The sequence below is a fragment of the Clostridium sp. AWRP genome (assembly GCF_004006395.2).
Taxonomy (GTDB): domain Bacteria; phylum Bacillota; class Clostridia; order Clostridiales; family Clostridiaceae; genus Clostridium_B.
Genome location: NZ_CP029758.2, coordinates 1,902,200 through 1,918,732, shown reverse-complemented (window position 1 = coordinate 1,918,732; position 16,533 = coordinate 1,902,200). Strand labels below are relative to the sequence as shown.

At 30.0% G+C, this 16,533-nt stretch carries 16 protein-coding genes; 9 read left to right on the top strand and 7 right to left on the bottom strand.

Annotated features, from left to right (window positions below):
- The first annotated feature begins 161 nt into the window (after positions 1–161).
- The 8 genes from sstT to DMR38_RS08910 all read left to right on the top strand — a co-directional run bounded on the left by sstT (position 162) and on the right by DMR38_RS08910 (position 8,387).
- Entirely contained in the window at positions 162–1,397 is a 1,236-nt protein-coding gene (sstT, locus tag DMR38_RS08945; protein WP_127720946.1) for a serine/threonine transporter SstT, read from the top strand.
- Between the two features lie 704 nt (positions 1,398–2,101).
- Positions 2,102–2,866, top strand: coding sequence for a histidine kinase (locus tag DMR38_RS08940; protein ID WP_243124514.1), 765 nt, complete (start codon positions 2,102–2,104; stop codon positions 2,864–2,866).
- A 12-nt stretch (positions 2,867–2,878) separates the two neighbouring features.
- A complete protein-coding gene (locus DMR38_RS08935; RefSeq protein ID WP_127720945.1) occupies positions 2,879–3,523 on the top strand; it encodes a response regulator transcription factor in 645 nt (214 codons plus the stop codon).
- A gap of 24 nt (positions 3,524–3,547) precedes the next feature.
- A complete protein-coding gene (locus tag DMR38_RS08930) occupies positions 3,548–4,684 on the top strand; it encodes an FtsX-like permease family protein (RefSeq protein ID WP_127720944.1) in 1,137 nt (378 codons plus the stop codon).
- A 23-nt stretch (positions 4,685–4,707) separates the two neighbouring features.
- Positions 4,708–5,370 (top strand): ABC transporter ATP-binding protein, encoded by a 663-nt coding sequence (locus DMR38_RS08925; RefSeq protein ID WP_243124512.1) that lies wholly within the window; start codon positions 4,708–4,710, stop codon positions 5,368–5,370.
- Complete coding sequence (locus DMR38_RS08920) at positions 5,333–6,469, top strand: ABC transporter permease (RefSeq protein WP_243124510.1); 1,137 nt, start codon at positions 5,333–5,335, stop codon at positions 6,467–6,469. Before DMR38_RS08925 ends, DMR38_RS08920 begins: the two co-directional genes overlap by 38 nt.
- Positions 6,470–6,600: 131 nt before the next feature.
- A complete protein-coding gene (locus tag DMR38_RS08915) occupies positions 6,601–7,281 on the top strand; it encodes a type II CAAX endopeptidase family protein (protein ID WP_127720942.1) in 681 nt (226 codons plus the stop codon).
- A gap of 227 nt (positions 7,282–7,508) precedes the next feature.
- Entirely contained in the window at positions 7,509–8,387 is an 879-nt protein-coding gene (locus DMR38_RS08910; protein ID WP_127720941.1) for a DMT family transporter, read from the top strand.
- A gap of 112 nt (positions 8,388–8,499) precedes the next feature.
- Here the strand turns inward: DMR38_RS08910 and DMR38_RS08905 are convergent, their stop codons facing one another.
- The 3 genes from DMR38_RS08905 to DMR38_RS08895 form a co-directional block, all read right to left on the bottom strand.
- Positions 8,500–10,323 carry an aldehyde ferredoxin oxidoreductase family protein gene (locus DMR38_RS08905; RefSeq protein ID WP_127720940.1) on the bottom strand — a complete coding sequence of 608 codons (1,824 nt, stop codon included), beginning with the start codon at positions 10,321–10,323 and terminating at the stop codon, positions 8,500–8,502.
- 350 nt (positions 10,324–10,673) lie between these two features.
- The gene (locus DMR38_RS08900; protein WP_127720939.1) at positions 10,674–11,375 is read right to left on the bottom strand and encodes a DNA alkylation repair protein; all 702 of its coding nucleotides are present in this window, start codon (positions 11,373–11,375) and stop codon (positions 10,674–10,676) included.
- Between the two features lie 72 nt (positions 11,376–11,447).
- Positions 11,448–11,918 (bottom strand): methylated-DNA--[protein]-cysteine S-methyltransferase, encoded by a 471-nt coding sequence (locus DMR38_RS08895; protein WP_127720938.1) that lies wholly within the window; start codon positions 11,916–11,918, stop codon positions 11,448–11,450.
- A 152-nt stretch (positions 11,919–12,070) separates the two neighbouring features.
- Between DMR38_RS08895 and DMR38_RS08890 the strand changes: the two genes are divergently transcribed.
- Complete coding sequence (locus tag DMR38_RS08890; protein WP_127720937.1) at positions 12,071–12,859, top strand: response regulator; 789 nt, start codon at positions 12,071–12,073, stop codon at positions 12,857–12,859.
- A 115-nt stretch (positions 12,860–12,974) separates the two neighbouring features.
- Here DMR38_RS08890 and DMR38_RS08885 read toward each other — a convergent pair whose 3' ends face one another.
- From DMR38_RS08885 to DMR38_RS08870, 4 genes are all read right to left on the bottom strand, one after another.
- Positions 12,975–13,364 (bottom strand): hypothetical protein, encoded by a 390-nt coding sequence (locus DMR38_RS08885; protein ID WP_243124509.1) that lies wholly within the window; start codon positions 13,362–13,364, stop codon positions 12,975–12,977.
- Positions 13,354–13,950, bottom strand: a complete 597-nt coding sequence (locus DMR38_RS08880; RefSeq protein ID WP_127720936.1) for a UbiX family flavin prenyltransferase — start codon at positions 13,948–13,950, stop codon at positions 13,354–13,356. The genes DMR38_RS08885 and DMR38_RS08880 overlap by 11 nt, the downstream gene beginning before the upstream one ends.
- A 32-nt stretch (positions 13,951–13,982) precedes the next feature.
- Positions 13,983–15,482, bottom strand: a complete 1,500-nt coding sequence (locus DMR38_RS08875; protein ID WP_127720935.1) for a UbiD family decarboxylase — start codon at positions 15,480–15,482, stop codon at positions 13,983–13,985.
- 103 nt (positions 15,483–15,585) lie between these two features.
- Entirely contained in the window at positions 15,586–16,413 is an 828-nt protein-coding gene (locus DMR38_RS08870; RefSeq protein ID WP_127720934.1) for a MerR family transcriptional regulator, read from the bottom strand.
- Positions 16,414–16,533 lie beyond the last annotated feature (120 nt).

Genomic DNA, 16,533 nt, shown 5'->3' with positions numbered 1-16,533 from the left:
CTAGTAAAAATATATTTATACATATATGTAATTTTCTTCATTTATGTTATCCAACATGTATTTATAAGCCTTGTTCATGAACTTTGTTACTTCACATTAGGCAAGTTTCATGATAAAATTGTATAGTTGGACTTTATAATTAACTTTAGGAGGAAATTTTTATGAAAGAACTACTAAACAAGTGGAATCAATTAAGCTTAGTAAAACGAATAATTATTGGCTTGGTTATAGGTATTATATTAGCTATAACAATTCCACAACAAGCAAAACCCATCGTAATTTTAGGATCCTTGTTTGTAGGAGCCTTAAAAGCCATAGCACCCATATTGGTATTTTTCTTAATTATGTCAGCCATCTCTCAACATAAGAGTGGACATAAAACTAATATGAAATCCATTATATTACTTTATCTTATAGGAACATTTGCAGCTGGTCTCGTTGCAGTTATTATAAGTTTCATGTTTCCGGTTACCTTAACGTTAGCAAAAAGTGCAGAGAACGTTTCTCCACCAGGCGGCGTTGTAGAAGTCCTTAAAACCCTATTGATGAATATCGTTGATAATCCTGTGAAAGCCCTTTCTACTGCCAATTACATCGGGATATTATCTTGGGCAATATTCTTTGGATTTGCTTTAAAAAATGCATCTGATTCCACAAAAACTATGATTGCTAATTTTTCAGATGCAACATCAACAATAGTTAGATGGGTCATTAATCTTGCCCCACTTGGAATAATGGGTCTTGTATTTGATTCCATTTCTACAAATGGAATTACCACCCTTCTTGGCTATGGGAAATTACTTATAACTCTAGTTGGTTGTATGATATTTGTAGCCCTTGTTGTTAATCCAATCATTGTATTCTTAAATATTCATAGGAATCCATATCCTCTTGTATTTAAATGCTTAAAAGAAAGTGGTATTACAGCGTTCTTTACTAGAAGCTCGGCTGCAAATATTCCTATAAATTTAGGATTATGTGAAAGACTTGGATTGGATAAGAATACATATTCTGTCTCTATTCCGTTAGGTTCCACCATAAATATGGCAGGTGCTGCTGTTACCATTTCTGTTTTAACCCTAGCAGCAGTTCATACTCTTGGTATCACAGTTGATATAGGTACAGCATTTATCTTAAGTGTGCTATCTGCTGTCTGCGCCTGTGGTGCTTCCGGTGTTGCTGGTGGTTCACTATTACTAATTCCTGTAGCATGCAGTTTATTTGGGATACCAAATGATATTGCTATGAAAGTAGTTGGTGTAGGATTTATAATAGGTGTTTTACAAGATTCTTGTGAAACAGCTCTCAACTCATCTACAGATGTACTTTTTACTGCCACAGCGGAATTTGCTAAAAGACGTAAAGAAGGAAAAAAAGAAATTATTGTTGGCGAGTAGTATTTAAATTATTTTATTTTTATTACAACCATTAAAGCCTACTATCACAGTACATTATCTGTATAGTAGGCTCACTATTTCTGTTATTTTCAGTAAAAGTTTTATTTTCTTTTCTATTAATTTTTCAACATCCCCCCTTCTAAATAAGGTTAGTTCTTGTCTTTCCTAAGCTTACATAAATGTTATATGTATATAAGTTCTTATTTTTTAGAATTCAAAAATGACGTTTTAATTATGATATAATTTATTTTAGTAAACTTTATGAGGTGAAATTAATGGTCAGTAAATCTAAAAATATTATAACATGTATAAATTACTGTGCTTTCACATTAGTTATGATATCAAGTTCAATATATAATGCTTCAAACTGGATTGTGCTATTGTCACTATATTTTATATTTTTAGTCTTTTACTCAATAAACACTTTTTTCCTTCATGGTTTATACAATAAAAATAGAAAACTAACATTATTAAACTTTTTTATTTATTCCTTTGAAATATGTCTTATATTTTTCATTAATAAATTTGATTCTAGTTTTTTATCAACAACACTTTATTTATTCTTATTAGAAGATATTGTTGTAAATGAGAAAATCCTTATTGGAGTTATTACATTTTTTATAATGTACATAATGTGCTGTGTTTCCATTTTAGATAAGTTATATTATGATATTAGTAAGGGTATTACTTATATTCTTATAGCTTTGCCAATTTTTATCGTTGTTTATATACTATTCTTTCTTATAAATTATCTTTTAAAACAGACAAGCATTATAGAAAACAATTTGAAGGACATTACAATAAAAAAACTAGAAAAAGATTTACTTTATACTAATCTTAAACTAGCTTATGAACGTGTTGAAGCTGCAACTGCATTAAAAGAAAGAAACAGAATAGCAAGGGACATACATGACACTGTTGGTCACATTTTAACCACAGTTTTAATTCAACTAGAAGCCTCCAAAAGACTTATAAATAAGGATACTGATACTGCACTTGAAAAACTTGGGCTTGCTCAAAGCCAGGTTAGAAAAGGCCTCAATAATATAAGAAATTCTGTACGTGTTTTAGAAAGCGGCAATGACATACTTGATTTATATTCTGAAATAAATTCCGTCATAAAAGAAACAGAAAAACATTGTGAGGTTGTCATTAAATCTCAAATAGATGAAAATATATCTTTTAAAAAATCTCAAGAAAAAGTTATCCTTTCTGCACTTTTAGAAGGCCTGACTAATGGAATGAAACATGGTAAAAGTAGTGCTTTTTTACTTAAAATATATGAAGACAATAAAAATATATTTTTTTCCCTTGAAGACAATGGAAGTGGTTCGGATATAATAATCGCTGGCTTTGGTCTTAGAGCGATGAGAGACAAAGTTTTAGAGCTTAATGGCAATATGCACGTATCTTCAAAAATTGGAGAAGGATTTGGTTTATATATATCCTTTCCGAAGTGCATGAATTGAAAGAGGTGAATCATGAGTAACATTAAAATATTAATTGCAGATGATCAAACTTTAATGCTAGATGGATTGAAAACCATTCTTGAACTTGAAGAAAATTTTACTGTAGTAGGTACTGTAAAAAACGGTAACGATGTACTTGAGTTTTGCAAGCATGATGTTCCCGATTTAGTATTAATGGATATACGAATGCCTGAAATGGATGGTGTTAAATGCACAAAAATGCTTAAAACTTTATATCCTGAAGTTATAATTCTGATCCTAACTACATTTAATGATGGAGATTATATCATTGAAGCATTAAATTATGGTGCTTCAGGTTATATATTAAAAGATATTGAAGGAGATGAACTTATAAAGGCAATAAATGATGCTTACAAAGGTTCAATGATGCTGCCTTCAAGTGTAGCAAAAAAACTTGTTCAAAGCCTTTCATCAAATCCAAATTTTAAACCAAATGAAAAAAAGGTCATTTCAGATTTTTCAGAGAGAGAAACTGAGATAGCTAAAATGTTGTCCATGGGCTTTAATAACAAGCAAATTGCTTCTTCACTATTCATATCCGAAGGTACTGTTAAAAACTATATAAGTAATATTTATAGTAAGCTTGGAACATCGGACAGGACTTCTGCTGCAATTATGATAAAGAAAATACTTTAATTACTTAAAAGGTGGGAATAAATTATGAAGCCACTATCTTTTTTAACTTATTATAAAGGCAATAAAAAAAGCTTTATAAGTTCAGTTATTTCAATTTCTATTGTAATAGCTTTTTTATATGCAGCTAATACTTTTATAAAATCAATTGAAGTTTCCTTTTACAAACTTTATCTTTCTGAATATAACACCTATGCCAGGATTAAAACTTTTGGTGGTGAAAATTCTATACCTAAAAATATTATGAATACTGTAAAAAAGGATGGAAATGTAGAAAAGATCATTCCTTTTAAATGGTATGCACTCGACTATAATATTATGGGAATTTCTGCTGATAGTGAAGTATTAGCTTTAAATAACAACGATATAAATTATTTTTTAAATAAACAAAACATTACTGTACTTTCTGGGAGACTTCCATTTCAAGGTAAAAATGAAATTGCAGTAGATTCTCTAGTTGCAAAAAATAGGGACTTGCATATTGGAGATAGTGTAGGGACTATGATAAATAAATTTGATAGTATTTACGGTAAATATAAAGTTGTTGGTATACTCAAAGGTGAAAATATGATTTCAATAGCACCAATAAATGATGCTGCTTATTATGAAAATAACACTTCAATATTACCTAAAGGTGGGGTTATTATATTCCCTAAAAAAAATAAAATTAATAAAGTTAACAAATTAGTTAACTCTCTACCCAACGACACAATTCTTCCAGAAACTATGAATACTATGAGTGCTGAGTTAAAAAGAAGTCTAGATTTCTCAAAAATACTAGACATTATAACTATATTAACTATTTTTTTAATGGTAATTACCGTTGGTAGTTCAAAATACATTCAATTTTTAAATAGAAAAGAAGAACTCGGTATATTAAATGCTATTGGGTACACTAAAATACAAATACTAAAAAATGTTATACTTGAAGTTTTTCTTGTTAATTTTATTTCATACATTCTAGGATTGATTATAGGTATTATCTTAAGTTATATAGATAAATATTATATATTTCAAAGCTGCGGAGCTTTAGGAGTAATATTAGATGTAAAAGCATTTATTGTATGTTCTTATATTCCATTATTTACAACACTTTTTACAATAATTCCCGTAAATTCAATGATTAATAAACTTGACCCAATCAACATGATTGAAAAATCTTAGAGGTGATTTTGATGCTTTTTAAAATGGAAAATGTAAATTTAATTTATGATATAGATAAAGAAGTACCAACTTATGCACTTAAAAACATAAACTTATTCCTTAATGGAACAAACTTTATAGGAATTATGGGACCCTCTGGAAGCGGGAAAAGTTCTCTTTTATATGCTTTATCTGGTTTTAAGCTTCCTACCTCCGGTAAAATTTACTACAATAATTTAGATTACAGCAAAATTTTACCTTCTCAAAATGAAGGTATTCGAAGGAAAGAATTTGGATTTATATTTCAAAGGCACTTTTTAATTGATTATATGACAGTTATGCAAAATGTATTAACTCCAATAAATGATGACAGTAGTGAATCAAAAGAAAAAGCACTCTCCATCTTAAATAACCTTGGTATTGCTAACCTTGCAGATAAAAAACCTCATCAGCTTTCTGTAGGACAAAGACAGCTGACTGCAATTGCAAGAGCATTAATAAATAATCCTAAAGTAATTTTTGCGGATGAACCTACTGCTGCATTAGATCATAATACTACTAAGAAAGTTATATCTTTTCTTGAAAATTATAAAAAAGATAACATGCTTATAGTTGTAACCCACGATTATTCTTTACTCCAAAATGCAAATCATATCATAAACATGCTGGATGGGACAATTGAAAGCATTGACAAGGAAAGAGAGTGATAAAATGAAACCTCTTTCATCAACAACATATTTGATAAACAACATAAATAACATATTACCAAGTTTTATTTCAATGGTTTTTAGCGTGTTCTTAATATACTTTGCTTCAATATTAATATCCAGCAGTACTTATGCACTTAACTTGAACAATTTAAACATGTACCAAGAAGTCATTACTGTTACATCAAATTCAAAAATGCCTATACCAGACAATGTAGTTAATGAAATTAAAACTAATCAATCTATAAAAGGCATAATTCCAATAATAAGTGTCAATGGTTATTTAGAATATGATAATCCCTTTGGAGGCAGCACCTTTAACAGCTACAATGTTTTTCAAAATGATGTACCTAAACTTTTAAATACGTTCAATTTAAAACTAGTTGAAGGTAAACTACCTACTTTAAATGAAGCTGAAATAATAATACCTTTAAAATATGCAAAGCAAAATGGCATTAAAGTTGGACAAAGTATATCAAGTAATTTTGAAAAGAATATGGTCATTGATAAAAAATATAAAGTATGCGGAATTGTAGATGGTCCAGTTAATATTGCAATTACTTCTAATGAATTCAATGCTTCAAAAGAAAATGCTTTAAAATACAGCATAATGTTTTCTACAGATAACAATAAAATCATTGAGCACATTACGGCATTGGGCGGCAAAAATATAATAGTTTCTGATTATAAGAGTGTAAAATCTCAAATTCATGACTACATCAGTAATTTAAATGTTTTTATATATCTTTTCCATTTTATTTTAATTATGGTTTTAAGTATTTCGGTAGCAAATTTAAATCATATTATATTTACTAATAGGAAAAATGAATTTGCTATTTTACGTGCTATTGGCTATAGAAAAAGCGTTCTTTTAAAAAAATTATTTAAAGAAAATGTTGTTTTAAATTTCTTAGGCTTTATAACAGGTATTATACTTGCAATTATAGTTACTCAACTTTTAAATATAACTATATGGATTCCCAAAGGCCAATATGTATTAAGCTTTAAGCTAGAGTATATTATTACAGCTTTTTTAATTCCTTTATCTGTTACTTCAGTAAGTATGCTTACTTACAAAAACTCAAATGCACAAATTTAAAATTTCTATAGTAAAAGTTACTGAAGTCATAATAATTATGACCTCAGTAACTTTTTTATTACTAAAAATTCTTATATTATATGAATGTAAAAACAAACAACTAAATCTTTAACAAAGAAAGAGGCTATCTTATGAATGAAAAAACTAAAAAGCTTAATGAAAAAGCTGTAATACCTACAATGTCAGTACTAGCTATAATTTGCTTGGTTGTAGGCTTATCATTTATTTTTATTCCTTACTTTACTAATGGCAAGAATATGCAATCAGCATTACAAACCTGGAATAACTTTTATATTTACTATTTAGCTGCAATCTTACTTATCATGCTTCCATTTTACTTAAAAGATTTAAAAAAGAGAGGTGTAAGTTCTGAATTATTAAAAAAAGAAATTATAGATAAGAATAAATTAATTGGAGATATTTTATTTGGACTTTTAGGTGGAATATTAACTTATATCATAGCTGTACTTATAGTTTTATTCACTCCTATTAAAGGTATTGGACAAGGTTTAAAGGATTCTACTCCTATTCTAATTCAATTTTTAACATTAGTTATTATTGCTCCTCTTGTTAAGGAAATTGTCTTTAGATTATACTCAAAGTTATTTTTAGAAGAAAAGTACGGTATGCTTGCATCTATTTTAATAAGTAGTATTATTTTCGGTATTTTCGATTGGCAGACAACAGGGATTTCATTTATTGTTGGCTTAGTTTGGTATGCTTTTTACATTAAGAGAAGAAGACTTATAGTACCTATAATAGCACATGGTTCAGTAAACTTAATTCCAATAATATTTTCTATAATAAGCTAACAAAAATGACGTTTTAATTATATGTGAATCAATTTATCATGGTAATACACAAATATTAGCTGTTTCTATTGCAAGAAAGCTGAATTGTCGTCTTTGGCAACTATCATAAAAATCTTAAAATTACCTTATTAAGTCATAGTATTTCTGTTCTAACAGTTTTAAATTTGTGCTATAATATGTATGGCTTTTTTAAGGCTTTTTATTGACATCCAAAAGGAGGACAAGTTTTGAATAATTACAAAGGAATAGCTTATGCACTTTTATCATCAACAGCATTTGGGATTATGCCTATTTTGGCTAGAATTGCATATTTCAATGGTTCTAATCCAACCACCGTATTACTATTTAGATTTCTAATTTCAACATTAATATTATTTTTGTACTTAAATTTCAGTCACATTAATATTAACTTAAAAAAGGAACAGGTTCTGTTACTTATATTCATTGGTATTACTGGATATACTATAACAACTCAAGCTTTATTTATATCTTATAATTATTTAGGTGGGGGCCTTGCAACTACCTTGCATTTTATATATCCAGTTGTAGTTTGCATAGCAGGTTTTATATTTTATAAAGATAAAATGAGTACTAAAAAAATTGTATCCCTATTACTTGCTGCAGCTGGTATTTACACATTAGTTGGTTTTAAAAATAATACTATAAATATTTTAGGAATTTCCTTAGCTCTATTTTCAGGTTTTTCCTACGGACTAACACTAATCGCCCTTAATTTAAAATCCATCAGGTCTTTAGATAATAGGGTTACTACTATGTATCTTTGTCTAGGTTCAACAATAGGTACAGCTTTATGTGGGCTGTTTAACAAAGCCGTAGCTTTAAACTTTAATTTTAAAATTGTAGTTTGCTATTTGGGAATTTCTGTAGTTTCAACTATATTATCAATAATTTTACTTCTAAAAGCTATAGAACTAATAGGAGTATCATCTTCATCCATACTAGGAACTTTCGAACCTATAGTTAGTGTATTGTTAGGTGTATTGTTTCTCAATGAGCAAATGTCACTTGCAATATTGGTTGGAAGTGCACTTATACTAATTTGTACAATTATATTAGCAAAAGATAAATGCGTAAGTTCTAATTAAAAATTTAAATTGTATATGAAAAAGACACCTATTAACAAAAATTGGTGTCTTTTTACTCTGAACTTTGAAATATAGTAATCAATATTACTTCAAACTTCATACTTTCCTTAGTCTAAATTTTCCCAATATACTCTTCTAATCCAAGCTTCTTTAAAGTTTCTTCTGTAGGAACACCATTCTTATCCCATCCTCTCACTGAGTAATACTCAGGTACTAATTCATCTAATCTATGAACATGCCCTTTTGATGGCCCTTCTACAACTTCTTCCTCAAGCAATCTCTTTGGAAGAGTATCTTGTGAACTACCTACACCTGCTTTTAAGTTAAATATTTTTTCTAAAGTCCATACTCTATCTCCAGCTAACATTAAAGAGTCTACATCATGTAAGTCTCCCCCAACTACTGCATTATACATATCAACATAATCTTGGGCACCAAGACCAAAAGTTGTAAAAATACATAATCCAAGGGAATCTATAACTGCTGTTAAATCATGGAATACTTTAGCATATGCTGGCTTTCCTTCTATTGAAAATCTATCAAGCTTTTCTGGATATCCAAGTATTTCAGGACTTATCATATATCCTTTAATATGACATCCTCCTCTATTGTTAACGGCATAGGTTAAACCATGTCCTTGAACTCCTCTTGGATCGTATGCTGGAAGTTCCTGCTTTTTTACACTCATTGAATACTGAGGCGCACCATAGGATTCACAAAGTCTATATGAACCGTCTGCCATCTTGTCTCCAAATCCTTCTCTTCGTCCCATTTTCTTTATCCATTCCACCATAGACTTAGCATCACCCCATTTAAGTGATAATCCATCCGCAGCTATTTCCTCATTCTTAATGTAACCCCTTTGATAAAGCTCCATAGCCGATGCAATAGTTGCTCCTGCTGAAATTGTATCTAGCCCATATTCATTACATAACATATTAGCTGTATTTACAGCATTTAAATCATATACATCACAATCAGATCCAAATGACCATAATGTTTCATATTCTGGTCCCCCACATTCAGTTCCATCATCAAGTCTTACCCACCTTCCACAAGCAATTGGGCATCTATAGCAAGGATTTTTTCTAACCAAACACTCCTGTGTCATAGTTTCTCCACTAACCTTATCTGCTTGATCTGTATAAGATTCCTGAAAATTTCTTACGGGGTTTATTCCATTTTCGTTAATTATATTAACAAGCACAGCTGTTCCGTACGTTGGAAGTCCTCCACCAGCTACTGGATCTTTTCTTAAAATATCTGATTTCTCAAGTGATACAGCTTTTACTTTTTCTTCATCAAATAATTTTACTTTTCCGCTTCCTCTAACTACGATAGCTTTTAAGTTTTTAGAACCCATAACAGCTCCAACACCACCACGACCTGCTGTTCTGTCGATATCATTCATAACTGCTGCCATAAGTGACAAATTTTCTCCAGCTGGTCCTATGCATAAAACTTTAGCCTTTGCATCAATTTCATTTTGAAGCATTTTTGTAGTTCCCTCTGTTAATTTTCCCCAAATATGAGAAGCATCCTTAAATTCTACTTTATCGTCTACTATATTTACATAAACTGGTTTATCTGATTTGCCTTCAACGATTACCATATCGTATCCAGCTGTTTTTAACTCAGCTCCCCATTTTCCACCTGAATTTGCAATACCAATAGTTCCTGTTAAAGGTGCTTTAGTAATTACCATAAATCTACCACTTGTTGGAACAGGTGCTCCTGTAAGTGGCCCTGTTGCTATAATAAATTTATTATCGGGTGATAATGGATCTACTTTGGGATCTATTTCATCAAGTAAAGTTTTTACACCTAACCCTCTAGCTCCTATAAATTTTTTAGCCTCATCAATTTTCAATTCTTCAACTTTATAAGTTTTATTGCTTAAATTAATTCTTAATACTTTTCCACTATATCCGTACATAAAAAACCTCCTTAAATTAGAATGATCTCAGTTAGTATTATAACTTTAATGAAATTCTTGATATTACCTATCTTGTAACTGAATCTAATATGAAATACTAGATTCATCTTCTTTATTATTAGATATATTTTAATATTTCATACCCTCATCATAGATCATAACAATAATGGCAAAAAACTCAGTGCTTATTAATAAACCACCGAGTTTTCACAATTAATTATCTCCGTTTTAAGTTTTTTCAATTGTATAAAATTAAAATTATATTGTATTTACTAAAATAAAATTTATATTAAATCAAAATTTCGTATATGAAAAAGACACCTATTAACAAAAATTGGTGTCTTTTTATTTCATTTACGTTTCATGCTTCTAATAACCATTTTTGCATCTTCTCCAACTCTCAAAGACTCTATTATTTTTTGTAGTGCTTTATTATATGTAAAATTATCTAATGTATTATTTTTGAGATATTCCATTGTTTTTTCTGGGAATTTAATATAACAAGTAGAAACGGCCCAGGCAACAGCCATTTTAACATAATAACCTTTATGATTTACTTTATCTAATGATTTTAGCACCTTATCAACATAATTCTCTTTTATATAAAAATCAAGAAGCATTACAACAAAGAAACGGACTTCAAATTCTTTTTCAGAAAACGCATAAGACTGTAAATACTCCCATACACGCTGCATATTGGACTTTGTAAACTTTAATCCACTACAAAAGCTGTCACAAACGCCCCAATTATCAATTTTAGGAACAAAATTTGTAATATACCTTAACCTTTCTTCAACGTCAGTTCTCACACATCCAATTACCATTCCCTGAAGCATAATTTCTTCATAGTATTCATCCTGTGAGGTTTTTATATACGTACGCCAATCTCCTTTAGCTATTTCTCTGGCAAGATTTCTTAAAAGAGGAAGTCTTACTCCTACAATATTATCATTGTCGGGACACAAATTTTCTTGAAATTTCTTATATTCATTATCCGCCAGTTCAAAAATTTTTTTCCTTACAATTTCTTTATACAAATCATTTTCACTCATACTAATTTCCCCCATTACTAGAAAAATAACTTGAAGAAGTTCATATAATTTCACAGTTAAAGAACTTCAACCTTAACTATCTGCATTTTGCTTCTCTATTTCTAAAAGTTTTTCTTTTATATGTAAACCGCCTGCATAGCCAACTAATTTGCCATTTGAACCTATAACACGGTGGCATGGAATACATATGGGAATAGGGTTCTTATTGTTTGCCATGCCAACAGCACGGCAAGCCTTTATATTTCCTATATTTTGGGCCACATCTTTATAACTAAATGTTTCACCGTAGGGAATCTCCTGCAGTGCATTCCATACTTTCTTTTGAAATTCCGTCCCCTGCGGTTCCAGAGGCAAATCAAATTCTTTTCTTTTTCCCTCCAAATATTCTTGGAGCTGATTACCTGCATTTTTCAATAAAGATGTTTCATTTATACATATATCTTGAAAATTCATTTTTCCAAAACTTATATGAGTAATGGCCTTTCCATTTTCAACAATACCTATTTTACCAATTTTCGTTTCATAATAAAATCCATTATTCATGCCGCTTCCTCCATATTTTTTCTTCTCTTTAATAATATAACTTTATTATAAGTATTTTTAAAAACTATGTAAAACATATTAATTATTTCCCATATATCTACGATAATATACTTAATAATGTAGTTATAAATATTCTCCAAGGGGTGAAGTATATGCATACCGTTCTACATATTGAAGAAAGTGAATTTTTTTGTAATATTGTAAAAAATACCTTAGTACAAGGTAACTATTCCTATATATCTGCTGATAATTTCAATGAAGCTTATAAAATACTACAGGATTCCAATATAGATATTATTATAACATCTCTTTATGCAAAAGGAGGCTCTATAGAAAATTTTCTTAAGGATATAAATTACAGCAATAAAAAAGATATTCCAATATTTGTTGTAACAAGTAATGCGATTGATGAAACAAAGAAAAAGCTTCTAAACTTAGGTGTAACTGATTATATTTTAAAAAAGGATTTAAATGAACAAATTGTTCAACGTATAGATTCCGTATTTCAATCAGATGAATATATGGAAGATTTAAAGGAAGCAAAAATTGCAATTATAGACGACAGTAGTTTTGATTCTTTAATCGAAAAAGATCTATTTAAAAAATATAACATAAATAATGTGGATTCCTATAAATCTAGTAAGGATTTAATGAAAAGCAATAAAAAATATGATATATATTTAGTTGATATTATATTAGAAAATGAATTTGGCCAAAATTTAATCAGAGACATAAGAAAATCCAATCTAAAAGCTTCTATAATAGCTGTTACATCTCTAGACAATCCTAAAACTCTTGCAGCTATTTTGAATTGTGGTGCTGATGATTTTATAACTAAACCTATAAATGAACAGTTGTTTATATCAAAATTAAAATCCAATATTAAAACTTATGCTCTTAATAAGCAAGTCAAAAACATATTTAAAGAAATGAAAAAATAATTCAGCCATTTTGGTATGAAAACAGAAGATTAAGAATGCAGTGCACTTGATATAAAAATAAGCTGTAGATGATAAACGTAAAATCATCCACAGCTTACTTTATGAATTCTATTTATTAGTAGTTAGATTCATTTGAATAAATTTTCTCTATTAATATATTTGTCAATTCCTTTAAAATATTTATAACAATATCAATCTCTTCAGCTGTTATATTATCAACGTGAATACCGCAGGTTACAACTACATTTTTATTTAATTTTGAAGAAAGTGTATGTGATACATATCTTGCAACTTCATCATCCTTATGGCCTAACAAATTTAAAACTGACGTTGTGGCACTTCTTTCATTTGAATCTGACAAACTTGGTCTAGGAATACTTAAAGTTACAGTGCCTATATGTGGGATATCTCCTCCTGAGACTATTACACACAAATCTTTTCCTATGGCAAAAGCCTTTAGATTAACTTTTATTCTACCCCTTTCTAAAGTTAAATCATACATCATTTTCACCCCATCTATTAAATCCACTTACTTCAATTCCAAACCTATCAAGAATTTTACCAATGATATGCTTATTCAAATCATTGATGTCTGCAGGTTTATTATAATACGACACCATTGGAGGCATAATAATTACACCTAATTCAGATAATGAAAGCATATTTCTCAAATGGATTGTGCTTAAAGGACATTCTCTAGCTACTAATACCAATTTTCTCTTTTCTTTAATTATAACGTCTGCCGCTCTAAGAAGTAAGTTATCAGAGTAACCACATGCAATACCAGCAAGAGTTTTCATACTGCAAGGAACAATTATCATACCTTCAGTTTTAAAAGTGCCGCTGGCTATGCTTGCGCCAATATCTTTTATAGAATATGCTTTATCTGCCAAATCCATTACATCTTCTAATTTATAGTTTGTTTCCCCAGCTATTGTTTCTTCTGAACCTTTTGAAATAACTAAATGGGTTTCCCATTCAGAGTATTCTCTAAGTATCTTTAATATTTCTATACCTAATATTGCTCCACTTGCACCGCTCATACCTATTATTAATCTTCTTTTATTACTACTTCTTTTGGTATCTTCCATAAACTACAACACCTTTTCTTTATCTATTTCAATTATTTTGTTTTAAATAATTCTGGTGCAAAACGAGCAGGATCTACGTCATTAAACTTTGATCTCTTAAAACGTTCTTTTAAGTGAAATGGCACTGTACAGTCAAAAATTACCTTACAAGAAATTCCTTTGTCCTTGAGTAATGGATTATAACTAGGATTTTGTGAAGGATCTAAAGGGTGACAACGTACACCAGGAATAAATATTGTATCAACATCACCTTGATAACGTGTATTTAGAGCCCATAATACATCATTACTATCGAATAGATCTACATCTTCGTCGACTAAAATTACATGTTTAAGTTCAGAAAATGCTGAAAATGCCAATAAAGCAGCTTGTCTTTGACGTCCTTCATCACTTGGTATACTTTTTTTGAATTGTAAAACAGCCATATATTTACCGCCGCCTGATGAATGAGCGTAAACATTTAATAATTTACCTGGCATAGCCTTATTCACCATTTGGATTATACTTGCTTCCGTTGGAATACCCGCCATGCTAACATGTTCCTCACTTGGTCCAATACAGGTTTGCATAATTGGATTACGGCGATGAGTAACAGCTTTTACTTTAATTACTGGTACTTCAGGATTAGCTGGCCCAGTATAACCTGGAAATTCCGGCATAGCTTTTCCTGTATTTGTATTTTGATCTTCCTTCACACGTATTCCAGGAAGTAATTCTCCTTCTATAACATATTCAGCATTTGCAATAGCTTTTTCACCAATTGTCAAACATTGAACTAATTCAACAGCATTATTTCTAATAGCTCCTGCTGCACTTAATTCATTGTATCCAAGTGGTGTTGTTGGTGGTTCAAAACATGCCGCAATTTCAATGGCAGGATCTACTCCTATACTAATAGAAATTGGTAATGGTTTACCAGCCTTTTCTGCTTTTTCACGAAAAACGCCTAGATGACGTGCTCCTGGTACAAAGTACATAGAAATTTCATCTTTACTTTGCAAACATAAACGATGTATTGTAACATCTGACTCTCCATTTTCTGGATCAGATGCATAGCACATACCTAGTGTGATATATGGTCCTGCATCTTCTTCTGTATTAGTTGGTGCAGAAATTAATTTTCTTATATCAAAGCCTGGCTCATCTGCATAATGTACAACCTCTTGGCAAACTGCCTTATCTTGCGGAATTGTTACAGGTTGAATTGGGTGAGTAACTGCCTCATTTAAAAAGAAACCCAAACGTTCTGGTTTTGCACCAAGTAGCAATCCAACTCTTTCCCTGCTAGCTAAAACTCCAATAATCACTCGTGCATCCTTATGACCTTTCACCTTATTAAAAATCATTGCAGGTCCAGTTTGTGTTGGACGCATTACTGTCCCACCAGCACCAACATGACGATAAACTCCACATAGTTCAGCAAGTGGTTCTACAGGCTCATTAGTTTCAATTAGCTGCCCCGGTACCGACTTTAACAATTCTATAGCAGAACGTAAATCTGTTACCTTTTGTTTTTTATTTTCTATACCCATTAAAGATTCCCCCTAAAAAAGAAAACTATTTTTATAATTTACAACCTTTATAAAAATAGTTTAAGGTGTATATCGACTATACATTCAAGAGATATTTTAAAATTTAACAAATTTTTTCTATAGGAATCTGTAATTGACAAAGATCCACATTATTGATTTCATCATAAAAAGTAGTATCTAAAAGACAACCATCAACTATATTACCTACAATTTCATAATTGTTATCATTGATCCATCTTATAAGCTTATACAAAAATTCAGTATCATAGGGCATCCCATATTTATACATACACACATATTTTCCAGCAGGCAAAGTAACAGTGTTTTCAATATAATCATCTGCATGAGATAAGACTACATATCCCCCTGCTCCCTCAAATATATATTCTTTCTCCAATCCATCCTTCATAATAATTGTGCCAAAACCCTCAAATGGAACTATTCCATGCCTATTAATAATATTCCATATTTTCATTTGAGTAAAATGCAATTCTTTCTTTGATATTTTATTTTCATAAGGTATAAATACTGCTTTTCTCTCTGGCAACTTTTCTATTATAGGCCTATACAATTCATCTTTAAATTGATCAACATTTAAATACAAATTTAACCTTTCTTCAATAGAATCACGAGTCAATAGCAACTTATCTATTTCTTTATCTATCAATTCTTTATGGGTTTTCAACAAAGACATAGCTTTATTGATATTTCTGTCTTTTATATTATTTTTTATATCTTTAAGCTTGATACCTATTGATTTTAGAAAACAAATTTCTCTTAAAAATGGAATTTGATAGGGACTATAATACCTATATCCATTATCGTCAATATGGTTAGGTTCAAATAAACCTATCTTGTCATAATATATAAGTGTTTGTCTTGAAATATTATGTATTTCTGCCATTTCACTTATTGATAAATATTTTTTCACAACTATTCCCCCATTAGCTTATACTGTTAACCACTCCATAGTATAAAAACTCCTAAACAAAAATACTGGACAAACCAGCTGTTTTTATCCAGCCACCTTATCCAGCATATAACAATCTAT

What these genes read in the sequence shown, in the direction of transcription:
- sstT (WP_127720946.1), top strand. Translation starts at nt 162, where the DNA reads ATGAAAGAACTACTAAACAAGTGGAATCAATTAAGCTTAGTAAAACGA.
- DMR38_RS08935 (WP_127720945.1), top strand. Translation starts at nt 2,879, where the DNA reads ATGAGTAACATTAAAATATTAATTGCAGATGATCAAACTTTAATGCTA.
- DMR38_RS08930 (WP_127720944.1), top strand. Translation starts at nt 3,548, where the DNA reads ATGAAGCCACTATCTTTTTTAACTTATTATAAAGGCAATAAAAAAAGC.
- DMR38_RS08925 (WP_243124512.1), top strand. Translation starts at nt 4,708, where the DNA reads ATGGAAAATGTAAATTTAATTTATGATATAGATAAAGAAGTACCAACT.
- DMR38_RS08920 (WP_243124510.1), top strand. Translation starts at nt 5,333, where the DNA reads ATGGGACAATTGAAAGCATTGACAAGGAAAGAGAGTGATAAAATGAAA.
- DMR38_RS08915 (WP_127720942.1), top strand. Translation starts at nt 6,601, where the DNA reads ATGAATGAAAAAACTAAAAAGCTTAATGAAAAAGCTGTAATACCTACA.
- DMR38_RS08905 (WP_127720940.1), bottom strand. Translation starts at nt 10,323, where the DNA reads ATGTACGGATATAGTGGAAAAGTATTAAGAATTAATTTAAGCAATAAA.
- DMR38_RS08900 (WP_127720939.1), bottom strand. Translation starts at nt 11,375, where the DNA reads ATGAGTGAAAATGATTTGTATAAAGAAATTGTAAGGAAAAAAATTTTT.
- DMR38_RS08895 (WP_127720938.1), bottom strand. Translation starts at nt 11,918, where the DNA reads ATGAATAATGGATTTTATTATGAAACGAAAATTGGTAAAATAGGTATT.
- DMR38_RS08890 (WP_127720937.1), top strand. Translation starts at nt 12,071, where the DNA reads ATGCATACCGTTCTACATATTGAAGAAAGTGAATTTTTTTGTAATATT.
- DMR38_RS08885 (WP_243124509.1), bottom strand. Translation starts at nt 13,364, where the DNA reads ATGATGTATGATTTAACTTTAGAAAGGGGTAGAATAAAAGTTAATCTA.
- DMR38_RS08880 (WP_127720936.1), bottom strand. Translation starts at nt 13,950, where the DNA reads ATGGAAGATACCAAAAGAAGTAGTAATAAAAGAAGATTAATAATAGGT.
- DMR38_RS08875 (WP_127720935.1), bottom strand. Translation starts at nt 15,482, where the DNA reads ATGGGTATAGAAAATAAAAAACAAAAGGTAACAGATTTACGTTCTGCT.